Here is a 15,297-nt window from a genome sequence, read left to right on the forward strand (position 1 = left end):
TTGTCCCTCATTGACACAAAATCGTTTCCTCTGTATAAAATTCCGCCTTAATAATGAGTTTCATTTGCATCAAAAATAATTTTAATGAAGGGTAGCGTTTCATGAAGAAGGTCATCTGCGCGTTAGGACTGGCGCTTGCGTCGGTCAGTTCTGCTCTGGCAACCACATATCCTCTGACGATTGAAAACTGTGGCTATAAAGAGACATTCACCAAAGCGCCGGAACGCGTCGTGGCCCTGGGCCAGAACACCGTCGAAATCTTGCTCCTGCTGGGGCTGGAAGATAAGGTGAAGGCCAGCGCCTTCTGGCCGACGAAAGTGTTGCCGCAGCTCGCTGAACAGAACGCAAAAATCAAAACCCTGACGGTCGAAATCCCTACCCTTGAATCCGTGCTTGCGCAAAATCCCGACTTTGTCCCCGCCCAGACGCCACTGCTGCTGGGGCCGGAAAGCAAGGTCGCAAAACGCGACGATCTGATGACCCTGGGCGTGAACAGCTACGTGTCGCCGGGCATGTGCGCGACCAAAAAAGCCACCGGCGATATGTACGGCAGCCGCCAGAAGCTGTGGGATATGACGTATCTCTATCAGGAGATTGAGGACTTCGCCAAAATCTTTAACGTTGAAGACCGCGGTCAGGCCGTGATTGCCGATTTCAAAAAACGCGAGGCCGACCTGCGTAAGGAATTCGGCAAGAGCAAAAAAGACCTCTCGTTTGTCTTCTGGTTCTCCAGCTCCTCCCCCTCTGCGGACGCCTACGTCGGCGGTAAAAATAGCCCCTCCGGGTTTATTGCGAGCCTGATGGGCGGGCATAACGCCATCACCTCCGAGACCGAATGGCCAACCGTGGGCTGGGAGAGCATTATTGCCGCCAATCCGGATGTGATTGTGGTCTCCAGCCTCGATCGCAACCGCTGGGCGCTGGATAACGCGGAAGAGAAAATCAAATTCCTGAAAAGCGATCCGGCCGTCAGCCAGCTGGACGCGGTGAAAAAAGGTCATATCGTGGTGATGGACGGTCAGGCCATGAACCCGACGATTCGCACGATTTACGGGGCTGAGCAGGTCGGCGAACAGCTCAGAAAGCTGGGGCTGAACTGATGACCACCGCCGTTCTTCAGGCCCGGCAGAGCCTGGTTCTGACGACCTCGTGTTTGCTCGCCTTCGTCCTGCTATTTCTGGTTATCGCGCTGAGCGTCAGCGTCGGCGAACTGTCCATCCCGCTGGATAACGTGTTTTACGCTATCAGCAATAAAATGGGGCTCACCGATATTCCGCTCACTCGTATCTATGAGAGCGTGATCTGGGACTTTCGCCTGAGCCGCGCGCTGGTTGCGGCCTGCTGCGGCGCGGGGCTGGCCATCTGTGGTGCCGTATTGCAGAGCCTGCTGAAGAACGCGCTGGCGGAACCCTACGTGCTCGGCGTGTCCGCGGGCGCGTCGACCGGGGCGGTTTCTGTTGTCGTATTGGGGATCGGCACCGGTGCGGTGTCGCTCTCTGCCGGGGCCTTTGCCGGGGCGTTCGCCGCGTTTGCGTTTGTCGCATTTCTGACGAACGGCGCGCGCGGCGGGAATGAACGTACTATTCTGGCAGGCGTTGCCGCCTCGCAGCTTTTCAACGCCATTACCGCCTATACCATCAGCACCTCCGCCAGCGCCCAGCAGGCGCGCGACGTGATGTTCTGGCTGCTGGGCAGCTTCAGCGGCGTACGCTGGCCCGAGTTCCAGCTGGCACTTGTCGTGGTGCTGATTGGATTAGCCATTTGCCTCTACTACTCCCGTGCGCTGGATGCCTTTACGTTCGGTGACGACGCCGCGGCGTCGCTTGGCATTGCTGTTCCCTGGGTGCGCCTGGCGCTCTTTACCACTACCGCACTTATCACCGCGACCATCGTCAGCATGGCGGGGTCAATCGGCTTTGTCGGGCTGGTGGTGCCGCACGTCATGCGCTTCCTGTTCGGGCCGCTGCACCGCACGCTGCTGATTGCCAGCGCGCTGGCAGGCGCGATCCTGATGGTGCTGGCAGACATTGCCTCACGCATGCTGATTGCGCCGCAAAGCCTGCCCGTCGGCGTGGTCACCGCGCTGGTTGGCGTCCCCTTCTTTGCCGTGATTATCTACCGTTCAAGGAATAAGTGATGAGCATCTGCGCGGAAAATATTACCTGGAAGGTCGGCAAAAAAGTCATCGTTAATGACGTCTCGCTGAAGGTGTCACGGGGCGAAACGGTAGGGCTGCTTGGCCCTAACGGCTGCGGTAAATCGTCTCTTTTACGTATCCTCGCGGGTCTGCGTCGCCCGGATGCTGGCCGCGTTACCCTGGACGGTCAGGACATCTGCAGCATCGCCAAAAAGCAGCTGGCGCGACGGGTGGCCTTCGTCGAGCAGCACGGTATGACGGACGCCAACATGCGCGTGCGCGACGTGGTGAAACTCGGGCGGATTCCGCACCACTCCGCCTTTTCCAACTGGAGCACGCACGATGACGAGACCGTCACCGCCGCTCTGCAGCGCGTGGATATGCTGGATAAAAGCGACCAGGGCTGGCTGAGCCTCTCCGGCGGCGAGCGCCAGCGCGTCCACATTGCCCGCGCGCTGGCCCAGACCCCGACGGAAATCCTGCTGGATGAACCGACCAACCACCTGGACATTCATCATCAGATGCAGCTGATGCAGTTGATCAGCGAATTACCGGTCACCAGCATTGTCGCTATACACGATCTCAACCACGCCTCGATGTTCTGCGACTCGCTGATAGTCATGCAGAAAGGGCAAATTGTGGCGACGGGGACACCGCAGGATATCTTATCCGAGTCGTTGCTCTGGGACGTCTTCCGGGTCAAAACCAAAATCGAGATCTCACCGTTCCATGGCAAAAAGCACATTCATTTTATCGTTTAGGGGCGAGTGACCAACGATGCCCCTTCGCCCTGCCACCATGCTCTGGCCGCCCGTTTTACTGGGTAGCCAGTTTGTTTTTAACATCGGCTTTTACGCCGTTGTCCCCTTCCTGGCGATATTCCTGCGCGACAATATGCTGCTCTCCGGCGGGCTGATCGGGCTGATCCTCGGCCTGCGCACGTTCTCTCAGCAGGGGATGTTTATCGTCGGCGGCGCGCTCTCGGACCGGTTTGGCGCGAAAATCGTTATCCTGAGCGGGTGCATTATTCGCGTCGCGGGCTATCTGCTGCTGGCGTTCGGGCACGCACTCTGGCCCATCATTCTTGGGGCGTGCCTGACCGGTATTGGCGGCGCATTGTTCTCCCCCTCGATTGAGGCACTGCTGGCAAAAGCAGGCACGCAAAGCGAGGCGAGAGGCAAGCGTAGCCGGGCGGAGTGGTTTGCCCTCTTTGCCGTCTGCGGTGAACTCGGCGCGGTGCTGGGCCCGGTTGCCGGTGCCCTGCTGACGGGGCTTGGCTTCCGCCAGGTGGCGATGGCGGGTGCAGGGGTTTTCATTATTGCCTTACTGGTGCTGCACTTCTGTCTTCCGGCTTCCCCCCGCCTTTCACAGACCCTAAACATACAGCCCTGGTGGACGACGTTCCGCCAGCCGCGCTTTGTCGCCTTTATCATTGCCTACAGCTCGTGGCTGTTAAGCTATAACCAGCTCTATCTGGCGCTGCCGGTAGAGATCCAGCGCTCCGGTGGTAACGAGAAAGATCTTGGCCCGCTGTTTATGCTGGCCTCGGTGCTGATCATCACTTTGCAGCTTCCGCTGGCCCGCTTCGCCCGACGCGTGGGGGCAGTGAGAATTCTGCCGGTGGGCTTTTTGCTGCTTTCCGCCGCCTTTGCAAGCGTGGCAATCTTTGCGCCGACGGCACCGCCTGAGGGCTGGCAGCGCCTGCTGCCGTCGGTCTGTTTCGTGACGCTGTTGACGCTGGGACAGATGCTGCTGGTACCCTCGGCAAAGGATCTGATCCCGAGGTTTGCCGAGGAGTCCACGCTGGGGGCGCACTATGGCGCACTCGCCACCGCTGGCGGCATTGCGGTACTGGCAGGAAACTTGTTGTTTGGTAGCCTGCTGGATCGCGCGCTGGTGCCCTCAACGCAGGCAATGTATCCCTGGCTGCTGCTGGCCCTTTTCCCACTCTGCAGCGCGCTGGCCCTGAACGTTATTTGCCGCCCGCTCAGAAGCTGAACCGGTCACTTTTTCGGACGATACTTTTCCGGCAGCTCCGGCACGGGACGACGGTCATCAATCAGATGGCGGACGGTCAGAATGGGGTGACGCCATAACATACGCGGGCCTGCCCAGCGCATAATCAGCTTCATCTCTTCGCGTTTTGCAGGCTGGTAGCAGTGGACCGGACATTGCTTACAGGCAGGCTTTTCCTCACCAAAAACGCACTTATCCAGGCGCTTATCGGCATAGGCATTCAGCGCCTGATAGTGCCCGTCTTCCACAGAGGCCTGAGGACACTGCTTCTGATACAGCGCGATCATTTTCGAGATGGTCTCTTTTTCGCGAGAAATTCGTTTACCGGACATAGCGACTTACCAAACAATAAAGTGCAAAAATAATACACCTTTCAATGCGGGATTTCAGTTGTTGCATGCGGTTTTCTGAAGCCTGATTCCAGTTTTATCCCTGCACCGCCCGACAATCACTGGTATTTTATACAGTAATTAGTGATGACTTTTATCCGTGTTGTCGGGAGACACTATGCAAGAACTCGCTATCAACAAACCCTATCGCCATTTAACAGTGGGATATTTCAGAAAGCGCCATGAAGACCGCAATACCAAGATACCGAAGCGCTACAGCGTGCATGCGGCGCTGAGCTTAAAAGGTGACTGGCTTGAAAAGGCGGGATTTACGACCCATTCCCGAGTCAGGGTGGGCGTGGAGCATGGAAAAATAGTCATTGAGTTAATGTCGGAAGATGCCTCGTAAAGCGACGACATTTTTCTGCGCCGTACCTTTTTTTCATGCGACAATAGAAGGAACAAACGGCCTCTGAGCCGCTCAAAACGGTTTATTTTCAAAGAAATGGACATCATAACTCCATGAGCACACTCGACAATTTCGACGCACATACGCCGATGATGCAGCAGTATCTGAAGCTGAAGGCACAGCATCCGGAAATCCTGCTGTTCTATCGTATGGGCGATTTTTACGAGCTGTTTTATGACGATGCTAAGCGCGCATCGCAGCTGCTCGACATCTCGCTGACCAAACGGGGCGCATCGGCTGGTGAACCCATCCCAATGGCCGGTATTCCGCACCACGCGGTAGAAAACTACCTGGCGAAACTGGTGAATCAGGGTGAGTCTGTCGCCATCTGCGAACAGATCGGCGACCCCGCGACCTCAAAAGGTCCGGTGGAACGCAAGGTCGTGCGCATCGTCACACCTGGCACCATCAGTGATGAAGCTCTGTTACAGGAGCGCCAGGATAACCTGCTGGCCGCGCTGTGGCAGGACGGTAAAGGCTTTGGCTACGCGACGCTGGACATCAGCTCCGGGCGTTTTCGTCTGAGTGAACCGGCCGATCGTGAAACGATGGCTGCCGAACTACAGCGCACCAACCCGGCAGAATTGCTCTACGCCGAAGATTTCGCCGAAATGGCGCTGATTGAAGGTCGTCGCGGGTTGCGCCGTCGTCCGCTGTGGGAATTCGAAATTGATACCGCGCGCCAGCAGCTGAATCTGCAGTTTGGCACCCGCGATCTGATTGGCTTTGGCGTTGAAAACGCTCCGCGCGGGCTGTGTGCGGCAGGCTGCCTCCTGCAGTACGTTAAAGATACCCAACGCACTGCCCTGCCGCACATTCGCTCTATCACCATGGAGCGCCAGCAGGACAGCATCATCATGGATGCCGCCACTCGGCGTAACCTGGAGATCACGCAGAACCTCGCGGGCGGTGTAGAAAATACGCTGGCGTCGGTCCTCGACAATACGGTAACGCCAATGGGCAGCCGAATGCTGAAACGCTGGCTGCATATGCCGATTCGCGATACCGCAACGCTGGTTTGCCGTCAGCAGACGATTGCCGCCCTGCAGGATCGCTATACCGAGCTGCAGCCGGTCCTGCGTCAGGTGGGCGATCTGGAACGTATCCTGGCCCGTCTGGCGCTGCGCACGGCGCGACCGCGCGATCTGGCGCGGATGCGTCATGCTTTCCAGCAGCTGCCGGAACTTCGTGCGCAGCTGAGCGACGTTGACAGCGCGCCGGTACAGAAACTCCGCGAAACCATGGGCGAATTTACCGAACTCCGCGAGCTGCTTGAACGCGCCATTATTGATGCGCCTCCGGTTCTCGTGCGTGATGGCGGCGTGATTGCCCCTGGCTACAACGAGGAGCTGGACGAATGGCGCGCGCTGGCCGACGGCGCGACGGACTACCTTGATAAGCTGGAGATCCGCGAGCGCGAGCGACTTGGTCTCGACACCCTGAAGGTGGGGTATAACGCGGTTCACGGTTACTACATTCAAATCAGCCGCGGGCAGAGCCACCTGGCGCCGATTCACTACGTGCGCCGCCAGACGTTGAAAAACGCTGAACGCTACATCATTCCCGAGCTGAAAGAGTACGAGGACAAAGTTCTCACCTCGAAAGGGAAAGCCCTGGCGCTGGAAAAACAGCTCTATGAAGAGCTGTTTGACATGCTGATGCCGCACCTGGCCGACCTGCAGCTGAGCGCCAGCGCGCTGGCGGAACTGGACGTGCTGGTGAATCTGGCAGAGCGCGCGGAAACGCTGAACTACACCTGCCCGACCTTTACCGACAAGCCCGGCATTCGCATCACTGAAGGCCGTCACCCGGTGGTGGAGCGGGTGCTGAACGAACCGTTCATCGCCAACCCGCTGAGCCTGTCGCCGCAGCGAAGAATGCTGATCATTACCGGTCCGAACATGGGTGGTAAGAGTACCTATATGCGTCAGACGGCGCTGATTGCCCTGCTTGCCTACATCGGCAGCTACGTTCCGGCGCAAAACGTGGAGATCGGCCCCATCGACCGTATCTTTACCCGCGTCGGGGCTGCGGACGATCTGGCGAGCGGTCGCTCAACCTTCATGGTCGAAATGACTGAAACGGCAAACATTCTGCATAACGCGACGGAGTACAGCCTGGTGCTGATGGACGAAGTCGGACGCGGAACGTCAACCTACGATGGTCTGTCGCTGGCATGGGCCTGTGCGGAAAGCCTCGCGAATAAAATCAAGGCCATGACGCTCTTCGCCACCCACTACTTCGAACTGACGCAGCTGCCGGAGAAAATGGAAGGCGTGGCTAACGTCCACCTTGATGCGCTGGAGCACGGCGACACCATCGCCTTTATGCACACGGTGCAGGATGGCGCGGCAAGCAAAAGCTATGGTCTGGCCGTTGCGGCGCTGGCTGGCGTACCGAAAGAGGTGATCAAGCGCGCGCGTCAGAAACTGCGTGAGCTGGAAAGCCTGTCACCGAATGCGGCGGCGACGCAGATTGATGGTACGCAGATGTCGCTGCTGGTACCGGCGGAAGAGACATCGCCTGCTGTGGAAGCGCTGGAAAACCTCGATCCGGATTCACTGACGCCGCGTCAGGCGCTGGAGTGGATTTATCGCCTGAAGAGTCTGGTTTAGTTTTCTGCGGTCTTTGCCCGGTGGCGCAGCGCCACCGGGCTGTCTTTACAGCAGCGGCGGGATCGTTGGCACCTGCGGCGCCTCGTCAATATCCTTCTGCGTCATGCGGAACGCTTCAGGGTAATGCTCGCGGCTGGTACGACGCAACGGTTCGGTATCTCGCCAGGTATACAGACAATGCTGGCACTGGTAAACGGTCCAGACCCCTTTCACCGGCGACGTCGCCATCACTTCAATATGCTCATCGGCACAACGTGGACAAATCATCTTTTCCTCCTTATTGACGTGAAGCCAGCATCGCGGTCAGTTTTTCAGCCCAGGCTTTGGTTTCAGGCAGATCCTGTACCGGCTGGCTATAGTGGCCACGGGTGTCCGGCGCGACAGGCGTGGTGGCATCGATAATCAGTTTGTCGGTAATGCCCGCCGGACTGGATCCAGGATCGAGTTCCAGCACCGACATGTTCGGCAACTGCACCAGATCGCCTGCCGGGTTGACCTTCGATGACAGCGCCCACATCACCTGCGGGAGGTTGAACGGGTCGACATCCTCATCCACCATGATCACCATCTTCACGTAGCCCAGGCCGTGCGGCGTGGTCATGGCGCGCAAGCCGACCGCGCGGGCAAAACCGCCGTAGCGTTTTTTGGTGGAGATAATCGCCAGCAGACCGTGGGTATACATCGCATTCACCGCCTGCACTTCCGGGAATTCCGCTTTCAGCTGCTGGTAGAGCGGCACGCAGGTGGCTGGCCCCATCAGATAATCAATCTCGGTCCACGGCATACCGAGATAAAGGCATTCGAAAATCGGTTTGGTGCGGTAAGAAACTTTGTCGATACGCACAACCGTCATGTTACGACCACCGGAGTAGTGCCCAGTAAACTCGCCGAACGGCCCTTCAATTTCGCGCTTACGGCCTTCAATCACCCCTTCCAGGATCACTTCAGAACCCCATGGCACGTCGAAGCCGGTCAGCGGCGCGGTGGCAATCGGATATGGGCTTTCACGCAGCGCGCCGGCCATTTCATACTCTGACTGATCGTATTTCAGCGGCGTCGCGCCCATCAGCGTAATGATCGGATCGTTGCCGAGGGTAATGGCAATCGGCAGGTCTTCGCCACGCTCTTCGGCTTTGTGCAGATGCAGAGCAATATCGTGCATCGGTACCGGCTGCAGGCCGAGCTTGCGCTTGCCCTTCACTTCCATGCGGTAGATGCCAACGTTCTGCTTGCCGAAGTTATCCGGGTCAAGCGGATCGCGCGAGACGACGCACGCTTTATCGAGATAAAAACCCCCGTCTCCGTCGTTCAGACGGAACAGCGGCAGAATATCGAACAGGTTAATGTCTTCGCCGTCCACCGTATTCTGCGCCCAGGCCGGATTGGCGCGGCGTTCTGGCGCAATAGGAAATTTATCCCAGCGACGGATAAACTCGTCGATCTGCTTTTTCACCGGCGTGTTCGCCGGCAGCCCCATCGAAATGGCATGGTTCTGCCAGGAGCCGATGGTGTTCATCACCACGCGGGCATCGGTAAACCCGCGAATATTGTCGAACCACAGCGCGGGGGCGCCGTCACCGATGCGGCCGGTCGCGTTGGCTGCCGCCGCCAGATCGGGCTCGGCGTTAACCTCTTCCTCAATTTTCAGCAGTTGCCCTTGCTCATCGAGCGCCTGCAGGAAGCTTCTCAAATCATCAAATGCCATCTTTATTCTCCTGTGAAAAATGTTTCGCCTCCCGCAACCCGTTCCAGCGGCGCGCCTTTTTATGCTCCAGGCCAAACTGGTCAAGCACGCGGGTCACAATATGCTGGGTGATGTCATCGGCGGTTTGCGGATGGTTGTAATACGCAGGCATAGGCGGCACCATCGCCACGCCCATGCGGGAGAGCGCAAGCATATTCTCCAGATGAATGGTGCTGAGCGGCGTTTCACGGGGCACCAGCACCAGCTTACGCCCCTCTTTCAGCACCACATCCGCCGCACGGCCCACCAGCCCTTCGGCATAGCCCGCGCGGATCCCGGCCAGCGTTTTCATGCTGCAGGGAATGACGATCATGCCGTCGGTACAAAACGAACCGGAGGAGATGGTGGCGGCCTGGTCAGCCGGGCTATGGACAACGTCAGCCAGCGCAGCAACGTCCTGGGCGGCGTAAGGCGTTTCCAGCTCAATGGTGGTTTTTGCCCACTTCGACATCACCAGATGCGTCTCTACTTCCGGCATTTCCCGCAGCACCTGCAGCAGCGCCACGCCCAGCGGAGCACCCGTTGCCCCCGTCATTCCCACGATCAATCTCATTCATCACCTCAATCATTTTGTTCGTGTACGAACATTATCAATAAACTACCCCCGAATACTTTTTCTGACAATATCGTTCGCATACGATCACACTAAATGCTAAAAAATGCCGCATTATCATCCCGGGCTTTAGCAGCTATCATAGGGGGTGATTTTTTCTGTCGGAGTGTTCATGGAACTAAGACAAGAGGCGTTCCACCTGTTACGTCAGCTTTTTCAACAGCATACCGCGAAGTGGCAACATGCCCTGCCGGAGCTGACCAAGCCGCAGTATGCGGTGATGCGCTCTATTGCCGAGCATCCGGGCATCGAACAGGTGGCATTGACTGAAGTCGCGGTCAGCACCAAAGCGACCCTGGCGGAAATGCTCAGCCGCATGGAGGCGCGCGGGCTGGTCAAACGCGAGCACGACCCTGCGGATAAGCGCCGTCGCTTTGTCTTCCTCACGCCAGAAGGTGAGGCCCTGCTTGCAGACTGTAAGCCGGTAGGCAATGAGGTTGATGAGGCCTTTTTAGGCCGTCTTAACAAGGCCGAGCGGGAGCAGTTCTCGGCTCTCATCAAAAAGATGATGCACGATTAATTCACGCTGGTGCGCATAAAATCGATAAAGGTGCGCACTTTCGCTGGCACATGCCGGGCATCAGGATAGACCGCATAGATCCCTTGCCGCGCAAAGGTATACTCCGGTAAAACCGTCACCAGCGTTCCCGCACCAAGCGCATCGCGCACCAGCCATTCCGGCAGTAACGCCACCCCACCGCCTGCGAGCGCAAAAGCCATAAGGGCCTGAGCGCTGTCGGCAAACAGGCGCGGCGCCTTTTTTATCTCGAGCGTTTCAGGCGCGCCGCTGGCATTTTTCACCTGCCAGCGCAGCGGTGAGGCCAGGCGCTCGTGGATAATCCAGTCGGCCTGCGCCAGCTGCGCAAGAGATTCGATCGGGTTTCTCACAAGCCACTCGGGCGTTGCGACGGGGAGAATAGAAAAGTGAGAAATCAGTGCGGCGTGGTTGCGCGAATCGACAAGCGTGCCCAGCCGGATGGCCACGTCAAAACGCTCCGAGATAAGATCAGCAGGCAGTGACGACGAAGCATGTCGTACGCGAAGATCCGGGTGTTGGTGGCTAAATCTTGCCAGCAACGGCACCACGACCCGGGAGCCAAACTCAGGCGTGGTCGTGATCCGCAGTTCGCCGGTGAGCCCCGCATGGTTCGCGCGGACATCATCCTGCAGCCGTTCGGCGTCCTTCAGAAGCGCCACGCTGCGCTGATGAAAAAGCGCGCCCGCCTCGGTTAGCGTCAGGCGGCGGGTGGAGCGCAGCAGCAGCGTAACGCCCAGATCATCTTCAAGCTGGCGGATATTGAAGCTAACCACCGCTTTTGTCAGCCCCATCGCCTCGGCGGCCGCCGTAAAACTGCCGGTGTCGGCCACTGCGACAAACATCTGCGTCCGCTGTAGGTTAATCATCGTCACGCCCTATACTGTCAAAATATTTTTGACAGTATATCGCGCTTTGTCAGGTTTATCCGTGATTCCCGAGCCGATACGATACGCCACCTCACCGGAGGATCCACCATGACGTATCGCAGCAAAGTTGCCGTTGTCTATCTGCTGGGCTTTTTTCTTGATTTGATCAACATGTTTATTGCCAGCGTCGCCTTTCCGGCGATGGCTCACGCCTTTAACACCACGCCTTCTGCCCTTGCCTGGGTCAGTAACGGGTATATTGCCGGTCTGACGCTGGCGATCCCGTTCAGCAGCTTGCTCACGCGCCGCATCGGGCCAAAGCGCGTCATCCTGCTTTCGCTTTTTCTGTTCAGCGCAACCTCAGCTGCAGCGGGCATGTCTGCAACGCTGGAAACTCTGATTGCCTGGCGAGTGCTTCAGGGCGTGGGAGGAGGCTTACTGATCCCCGTCGGACAGGCGCTGACCTGGCAACAGTTCAGGCCTCACGAGCGGGCCCGACTCTCCTCGGTAGTGATGCTGGTTGCGTTGCTTGCCCCGGCCTGCTCCCCGGCTATCGGCGGCGTGCTGGTTCAGACGCTGGGCTGGCGATGGATCTTTTTCGCCACGCTCCCGGTGGCTATCGTGACCTTTGTTCTGGCCTGTCTGTGGCTTAAACACGAAAAACCCACGATGAACGCGGCCAGATTGCTAAACCTGCCCTTGCTCGCGGACCCGCTTTTGCGTTTTTCCATGCTTGTCTATTTATGCGTCCCCGGCATATTTATTGGGGTGAACGTCACGGCCATGTTTTATCTTCAGCACGAGGCGAACATGAGCCCAGCCGCAACGGGAATGCTCATGCTGCCGTGGTCTGTGGCATCGTTTCTCGCCATCACGGCGACGGGACGTTATTTTAACCGTATCGGCCCCCAACCGCCGATCGTCATCGGCTGCCTGTTGCAGGCGGCGGGTATTCTGCTTTTGATTGACGTCAGCTCGTCAACGCTGTTGCCTGCCGTCGCGTTTGCCCTGATGGGCGCGGGGGGAAGCCTGTGCAGCAGTACGGCTCAGAGCAGCGCGTTTCTGACAACGCGCCGGGACGAGATGCCGGATGCCAGCGCGCTGTGGAATCTCAATCGTCAGCTGAGTTTTTTTGCCGGTGCCCTGCTGCTTGCGCAGGTGCTGAACCTGGCGCAGGCGTGGCTGACACCACTCGCCGCCTGGCACGGGATGTTTATTTTTGCTGCAGGCATGACCTTGCTGCCTGTACCGTACGTTTTTCGTCTTAACAATACGCAGGTGCTAAATCAGCTGCGACAGGAGAATTCATGACGCCTTTCGAACACGACATTATCGACCTCCACATTGCGCTTGAAGACTGGTTAGGCAAAGGTGAAGGCGATCCCGACGCCCTGCTCGCCCGCTTCAGCCCAGATTTTCTGATGATCCCACCGGGCGGTGTTCAGATCGACTATATCGGCCTGGCCAGTTTTCTGGAAAAACAGCGTGGAAGCCGTCCCGGACTGAAGATCGTCATTGACGAATTATCCACGATCCAGCGTTGGGATCGTGGCGCGGTGCTCCACTACCGGGAGACGCAAACCCGGACGGACCTGCCCGTCAACGTGCGCTGGTCAACTGCGGTGCTTAATCAGGAAGGCGATCGGATAGTGTGGCGTCTGCTGCACGAAACGGCTAAGCCGTAGCGCAAAAGAAAAAGGCCCGTCTCACGACGGGCCTTTTTTGACGAAAGGTTGCTTATTCGCGGAACAGCGCTTCGATGTTCAGACCTTGCCCCTGCAGGATTTCACGCAGGCGGCGCAGACCTTCAACCTGAATCTGACGAACACGTTCACGGGTCAGGCCAATTTCGCGGCCGACGTCTTCCAGTGTCGCAGCTTCATACCCCAGTAAACCGAAACGACGTGCCAGCACTTCACGCTGTTTGGCGTTCAGTTCGAACAGCCATTTGACGATGCTCTGTTTCATGTCATCGTCCTGCGTGGTGTCTTCCGGACCGTTATCTTTTTCATCGGCCAGGATGTCCAGCAGCGCTTTTTCGGAGTCGCCACCCAGCGGGGTGTCAACGGAGGTAATGCGCTCGTTGAGACGCAGCATACGGCTTACGTCATCAACCGGTTTATCGAGTTGTTCGGCAATCTCTTCTGCGCTTGGCTCGTGGTCCAGCTTATGGGACAACTCGCGCGCGGTGCGCAGATAAACGTTCAACTCTTTGACGATGTGAATCGGCAGGCGGATCGTACGGGTCTGGTTCATAATAGCCCGTTCGATGGTCTGACGAATCCACCAGGTCGCGTAGGTTGAGAAACGGAACCCGCGTTCCGGGTCAAACTTCTCAACTGCGCGGATGAGACCTAAGTTGCCCTCTTCAATCAGATCCAGCAGAGCCAGACCACGATTGCCGTAACGGCGGGCAATTTTCACGACCAGTCGCAGGTTACTTTCAATCATGCGACGACGCGAGGCAACATCACCACGCAAAGCACGACGTGCGAAATAGACTTCTTCTTCGGCCGTTAGCAGTGGGGAGTAACCAATCTCCCCAAGGTAAAGCTGAGTCGCGTCCAGTACACGCTGTGTGGCACCCTGCGATAACAGCTCTTCTTCAGCCAAATCGTTATCACTGGGTTCCTCTTCTACTAAGGCTTTTTCGTCAAAAGCCTCTACTCCGTTCTCATCAAATTCCGCGTCTTCATTTAAATCATGAACTTTCAGCGTATTCTGACTCATAAGGTGGCTCCTACCCGTGATCCCTGAACGAGACACCCTGGCTGGCATGCCCCGTCAAATTATCGCTGCGGCAAGTACTGCAGCGGGTTTACGGATTTCCCCTTGTAACGAATTTCAAAATGCAAGCGTGTAGAACTGGTTCCGGTGCTACCCATGGTAGCGATTTTTTGCCCCGCCTTAACTTCTTGTTGTTCCCGGACCAGCATTGTGTCGTTATGGGCGTAGGCACTCAGGTAATCATCGTTATGTTTGATGATAATAAGATTACCGTAACCGCGCAGAGCGTTACCGGCATACACAACGCGTCCATCTGCGGTCGCGATGATAGCCTGTCCTTTACTCCCTGCGATATCGATCCCTTTATTTCCCCCTTCGGAGGAAGAGAAGTTCTCGATAACCTTGCCGTCAGTCGGCCAGCGCCATGCAGAAATCGGCGAACTGGAGGTCATACTGCTGGCAGTCGGTTCAGTAGAGCTAACCACAGGTGCCGTAACCGGTGCTGTGACAGCAGTCGCAGTCCCTTTATTATTCGGCAACATTTTGTTAGCAGTCTGATCACCTGAATCCTCAGAATACGTAATTACAGGTTGTGAAGCAACCACCGTGGTGGATTTTTGTGCAGGCTTAACGCTGTTATTTTGAGCTGTTACATCGGCCGCTGAAACGGTGTTGCCAGGCGTAAGCGGCGTGCCCGTCGCGTTGCCCACCTGGAGCGTTTGCCCGACTTCCAGACCATATGGGGCCTGGACGTTATTGCGCTGCGCGAGGTCACGGAAATCGTTCCCGGTGATCCACGCAATGTAGAACAGCGTATCGCCGCGTTTCACGGTATAGGTGCTGCCACCGGTGTAGCTGCCTTTCGGAATGTTCCCATACTGGCGGTTATAGACTATGCGGCCATTTTGGGTCTGAACAGGTTGTTCAACTGGCTGAACCTGTACTGGCTGTGTAACAGGATGTTGCACAGGCTGAATTTGTGGTGTTTGCTGCGGTGCAGCCGTCCCCATTTTAGGTGGCGGCGTGATTAACATTCCGCTGGACGTGTTACCGGAGCCGCTGTTTCCGCCGACGGAACTCACGGGCGCAGGCGCGTTGTTTGAACTTGTACAGCCTGCCAGCCAGAGCGAAACCAGTGATAATGCCGCAACACGGCTGATGGTGAATTTAGGGCTTCCCGCGCTCATTTATCCCCCAGGAATGTGTTAACTACCAGTGACTTAAAATTTACCGTGATGGCACG

At 57.3% G+C, this 15,297-nt stretch carries 16 protein-coding genes; 9 read left to right on the forward strand and 7 right to left on the reverse strand.

All coding sequences use genetic code 11. From position 1 onward, the window contains the following. Window positions 1-101 precede the first annotated feature (101 nt). Genes eitA through ACW9E7_RS15760 form a run of 4 tightly spaced genes read left to right on the forward strand, consistent with a single transcriptional unit; the run spans window position 102 to window position 4,135 of the window. Window positions 102-1,100: a siderophore ABC transporter substrate-binding protein EitA gene (gene eitA, locus ACW9E7_RS15745; protein WP_458728053.1), complete on the forward strand. Its 999-nt coding sequence runs from the start codon at window positions 102-104 to the stop codon at window positions 1,098-1,100. Then, a complete protein-coding gene (locus ACW9E7_RS15750) occupies window positions 1,100-2,137 on the forward strand; it encodes a FecCD family ABC transporter permease (protein ID WP_111965470.1) in 1,038 nt (345 codons plus the stop codon). Before eitA ends, ACW9E7_RS15750 begins: the two co-directional genes overlap by 1 nt. After that, window positions 2,137-2,898, forward strand: a complete 762-nt coding sequence (gene eitC / locus ACW9E7_RS15755) for a siderophore ABC transporter ATP-binding protein EitC (protein WP_111965469.1) — start codon at window positions 2,137-2,139, stop codon at window positions 2,896-2,898. The genes ACW9E7_RS15750 and eitC overlap by 1 nt, the downstream gene beginning before the upstream one ends. A gap of 16 nt (window positions 2,899-2,914) precedes the next feature. Further along, a complete protein-coding gene (locus ACW9E7_RS15760; RefSeq protein WP_458728054.1) occupies window positions 2,915-4,135 on the forward strand; it encodes an MDR family MFS transporter in 1,221 nt (406 codons plus the stop codon). A gap of 5 nt (window positions 4,136-4,140) precedes the next feature. Here the strand turns inward: ACW9E7_RS15760 and ACW9E7_RS15765 are convergent, their stop codons facing one another. Then, window positions 4,141-4,485 carry a nitrous oxide-stimulated promoter family protein gene (locus tag ACW9E7_RS15765; protein WP_458728055.1) on the reverse strand — a complete coding sequence of 115 codons (345 nt, stop codon included), beginning with the start codon at window positions 4,483-4,485 and terminating at the stop codon, window positions 4,141-4,143. Between the two features lie 175 nt (window positions 4,486-4,660). Between ACW9E7_RS15765 and ACW9E7_RS15770 the strand changes: the two genes are divergently transcribed. Both ACW9E7_RS15770 and mutS read left to right on the forward strand, forming a co-directional pair. After that, a complete protein-coding gene (locus tag ACW9E7_RS15770) occupies window positions 4,661-4,891 on the forward strand; it encodes a SymE family type I addiction module toxin (protein ID WP_008499591.1) in 231 nt (76 codons plus the stop codon). 113 nt (window positions 4,892-5,004) lie between these two features. After that, a complete protein-coding gene (gene mutS, locus ACW9E7_RS15775; protein WP_458728056.1) occupies window positions 5,005-7,566 on the forward strand; it encodes a DNA mismatch repair protein MutS in 2,562 nt (853 codons plus the stop codon). A 45-nt stretch (window positions 7,567-7,611) separates the two neighbouring features. On the opposite strand, the gene ACW9E7_RS15780 is transcribed toward mutS, so the two are convergent. The 3 genes from ACW9E7_RS15780 to ACW9E7_RS15790 are packed head-to-tail and all read right to left on the reverse strand — an operon-like array spanning window position 7,612 to window position 9,863. Then, window positions 7,612-7,833: a non-oxidative hydroxyarylic acid decarboxylases subunit D gene (locus ACW9E7_RS15780; protein ID WP_003862116.1), complete on the reverse strand. Its 222-nt coding sequence runs from the start codon at window positions 7,831-7,833 to the stop codon at window positions 7,612-7,614. Between the two features lie 10 nt (window positions 7,834-7,843). After that, window positions 7,844-9,271, reverse strand: a complete 1,428-nt coding sequence (locus ACW9E7_RS15785) for a non-oxidative hydroxyarylic acid decarboxylases subunit C (RefSeq protein WP_458728057.1) — start codon at window positions 9,269-9,271, stop codon at window positions 7,844-7,846. Then, window positions 9,261-9,863 (reverse strand): non-oxidative hydroxyarylic acid decarboxylases subunit B, encoded by a 603-nt coding sequence (locus ACW9E7_RS15790; protein WP_458728058.1) that lies wholly within the window; start codon window positions 9,861-9,863, stop codon window positions 9,261-9,263. The genes ACW9E7_RS15785 and ACW9E7_RS15790 overlap by 11 nt, the downstream gene beginning before the upstream one ends. Before the next feature lie 172 nt (window positions 9,864-10,035). On the opposite strand from ACW9E7_RS15790, the gene ACW9E7_RS15795 reads away from it, so the two are divergent. Next, entirely contained in the window at window positions 10,036-10,443 is a 408-nt protein-coding gene (locus ACW9E7_RS15795) for a MarR family winged helix-turn-helix transcriptional regulator (protein ID WP_008499596.1), read from the forward strand. Here ACW9E7_RS15795 and ACW9E7_RS15800 read toward each other — a convergent pair. Continuing rightward, window positions 10,440-11,327, reverse strand: coding sequence for a LysR family transcriptional regulator (locus ACW9E7_RS15800; RefSeq protein ID WP_458728059.1), 888 nt, complete (start codon window positions 11,325-11,327; stop codon window positions 10,440-10,442). The two genes, ACW9E7_RS15795 and ACW9E7_RS15800, sit on opposite strands and share 4 nt — an antisense overlap. Window positions 11,328-11,435: 108 nt before the next feature. On the opposite strand from ACW9E7_RS15800, the gene ACW9E7_RS15805 reads away from it, so the two are divergent. Next, window positions 11,436-12,638, forward strand: a complete 1,203-nt coding sequence (locus ACW9E7_RS15805; RefSeq protein WP_458728060.1) for an MFS transporter — start codon at window positions 11,436-11,438, stop codon at window positions 12,636-12,638. After that, window positions 12,635-13,012 (forward strand): DUF4440 domain-containing protein, encoded by a 378-nt coding sequence (locus ACW9E7_RS15810; protein WP_115876167.1) that lies wholly within the window; start codon window positions 12,635-12,637, stop codon window positions 13,010-13,012. Before ACW9E7_RS15805 ends, ACW9E7_RS15810 begins: the two co-directional genes overlap by 4 nt. 52 nt (window positions 13,013-13,064) lie before the next feature. On the opposite strand, the gene rpoS is transcribed toward ACW9E7_RS15810, so the two are convergent. Continuing rightward, complete coding sequence (gene rpoS, locus ACW9E7_RS15815) at window positions 13,065-14,057, reverse strand: RNA polymerase sigma factor RpoS (protein ID WP_008499600.1); 993 nt, start codon at window positions 14,055-14,057, stop codon at window positions 13,065-13,067. 59 nt (window positions 14,058-14,116) lie between these two features. Next, window positions 14,117-15,241 carry a murein hydrolase activator NlpD gene (gene nlpD / locus ACW9E7_RS15820; protein WP_039024138.1) on the reverse strand — a complete coding sequence of 375 codons (1,125 nt, stop codon included), beginning with the start codon at window positions 15,239-15,241 and terminating at the stop codon, window positions 14,117-14,119. Window positions 15,242-15,297: the final 56 nt, after the last annotated feature.

Source organism: Enterobacter sp. H2G27 (assembly GCF_054403075.1).

Coding starts and splice junctions, on each gene's coding strand:
- eitA (WP_458728053.1), top strand. CDS start 102: ATGAAGAAGGTCATCTGCGCGTTAGGACTGGCGCTTGCGTCGGTCAGT.
- ACW9E7_RS15750 (WP_111965470.1), top strand. CDS start 1,100: ATGACCACCGCCGTTCTTCAGGCCCGGCAGAGCCTGGTTCTGACGACC.
- eitC (WP_111965469.1), top strand. CDS start 2,137: ATGAGCATCTGCGCGGAAAATATTACCTGGAAGGTCGGCAAAAAAGTC.
- ACW9E7_RS15760 (WP_458728054.1), top strand. CDS start 2,915: ATGCCCCTTCGCCCTGCCACCATGCTCTGGCCGCCCGTTTTACTGGGT.
- ACW9E7_RS15765 (WP_458728055.1), bottom strand. CDS start 4,485: ATGTCCGGTAAACGAATTTCTCGCGAAAAAGAGACCATCTCGAAAATG.
- ACW9E7_RS15770 (WP_008499591.1), top strand. CDS start 4,661: ATGCAAGAACTCGCTATCAACAAACCCTATCGCCATTTAACAGTGGGA.
- mutS (WP_458728056.1), top strand. CDS start 5,005: ATGAGCACACTCGACAATTTCGACGCACATACGCCGATGATGCAGCAG.
- ACW9E7_RS15780 (WP_003862116.1), bottom strand. CDS start 7,833: ATGATTTGTCCACGTTGTGCCGATGAGCATATTGAAGTGATGGCGACG.
- ACW9E7_RS15785 (WP_458728057.1), bottom strand. CDS start 9,271: ATGGCATTTGATGATTTGAGAAGCTTCCTGCAGGCGCTCGATGAGCAA.
- ACW9E7_RS15790 (WP_458728058.1), bottom strand. CDS start 9,863: ATGAGATTGATCGTGGGAATGACGGGGGCAACGGGTGCTCCGCTGGGC.
- ACW9E7_RS15795 (WP_008499596.1), top strand. CDS start 10,036: ATGGAACTAAGACAAGAGGCGTTCCACCTGTTACGTCAGCTTTTTCAA.
- ACW9E7_RS15800 (WP_458728059.1), bottom strand. CDS start 11,327: ATGATTAACCTACAGCGGACGCAGATGTTTGTCGCAGTGGCCGACACC.
- ACW9E7_RS15805 (WP_458728060.1), top strand. CDS start 11,436: ATGACGTATCGCAGCAAAGTTGCCGTTGTCTATCTGCTGGGCTTTTTT.
- ACW9E7_RS15810 (WP_115876167.1), top strand. CDS start 12,635: ATGACGCCTTTCGAACACGACATTATCGACCTCCACATTGCGCTTGAA.
- rpoS (WP_008499600.1), bottom strand. CDS start 14,057: ATGAGTCAGAATACGCTGAAAGTTCATGATTTAAATGAAGACGCGGAA.
- nlpD (WP_039024138.1), bottom strand. CDS start 15,241: ATGAGCGCGGGAAGCCCTAAATTCACCATCAGCCGTGTTGCGGCATTA.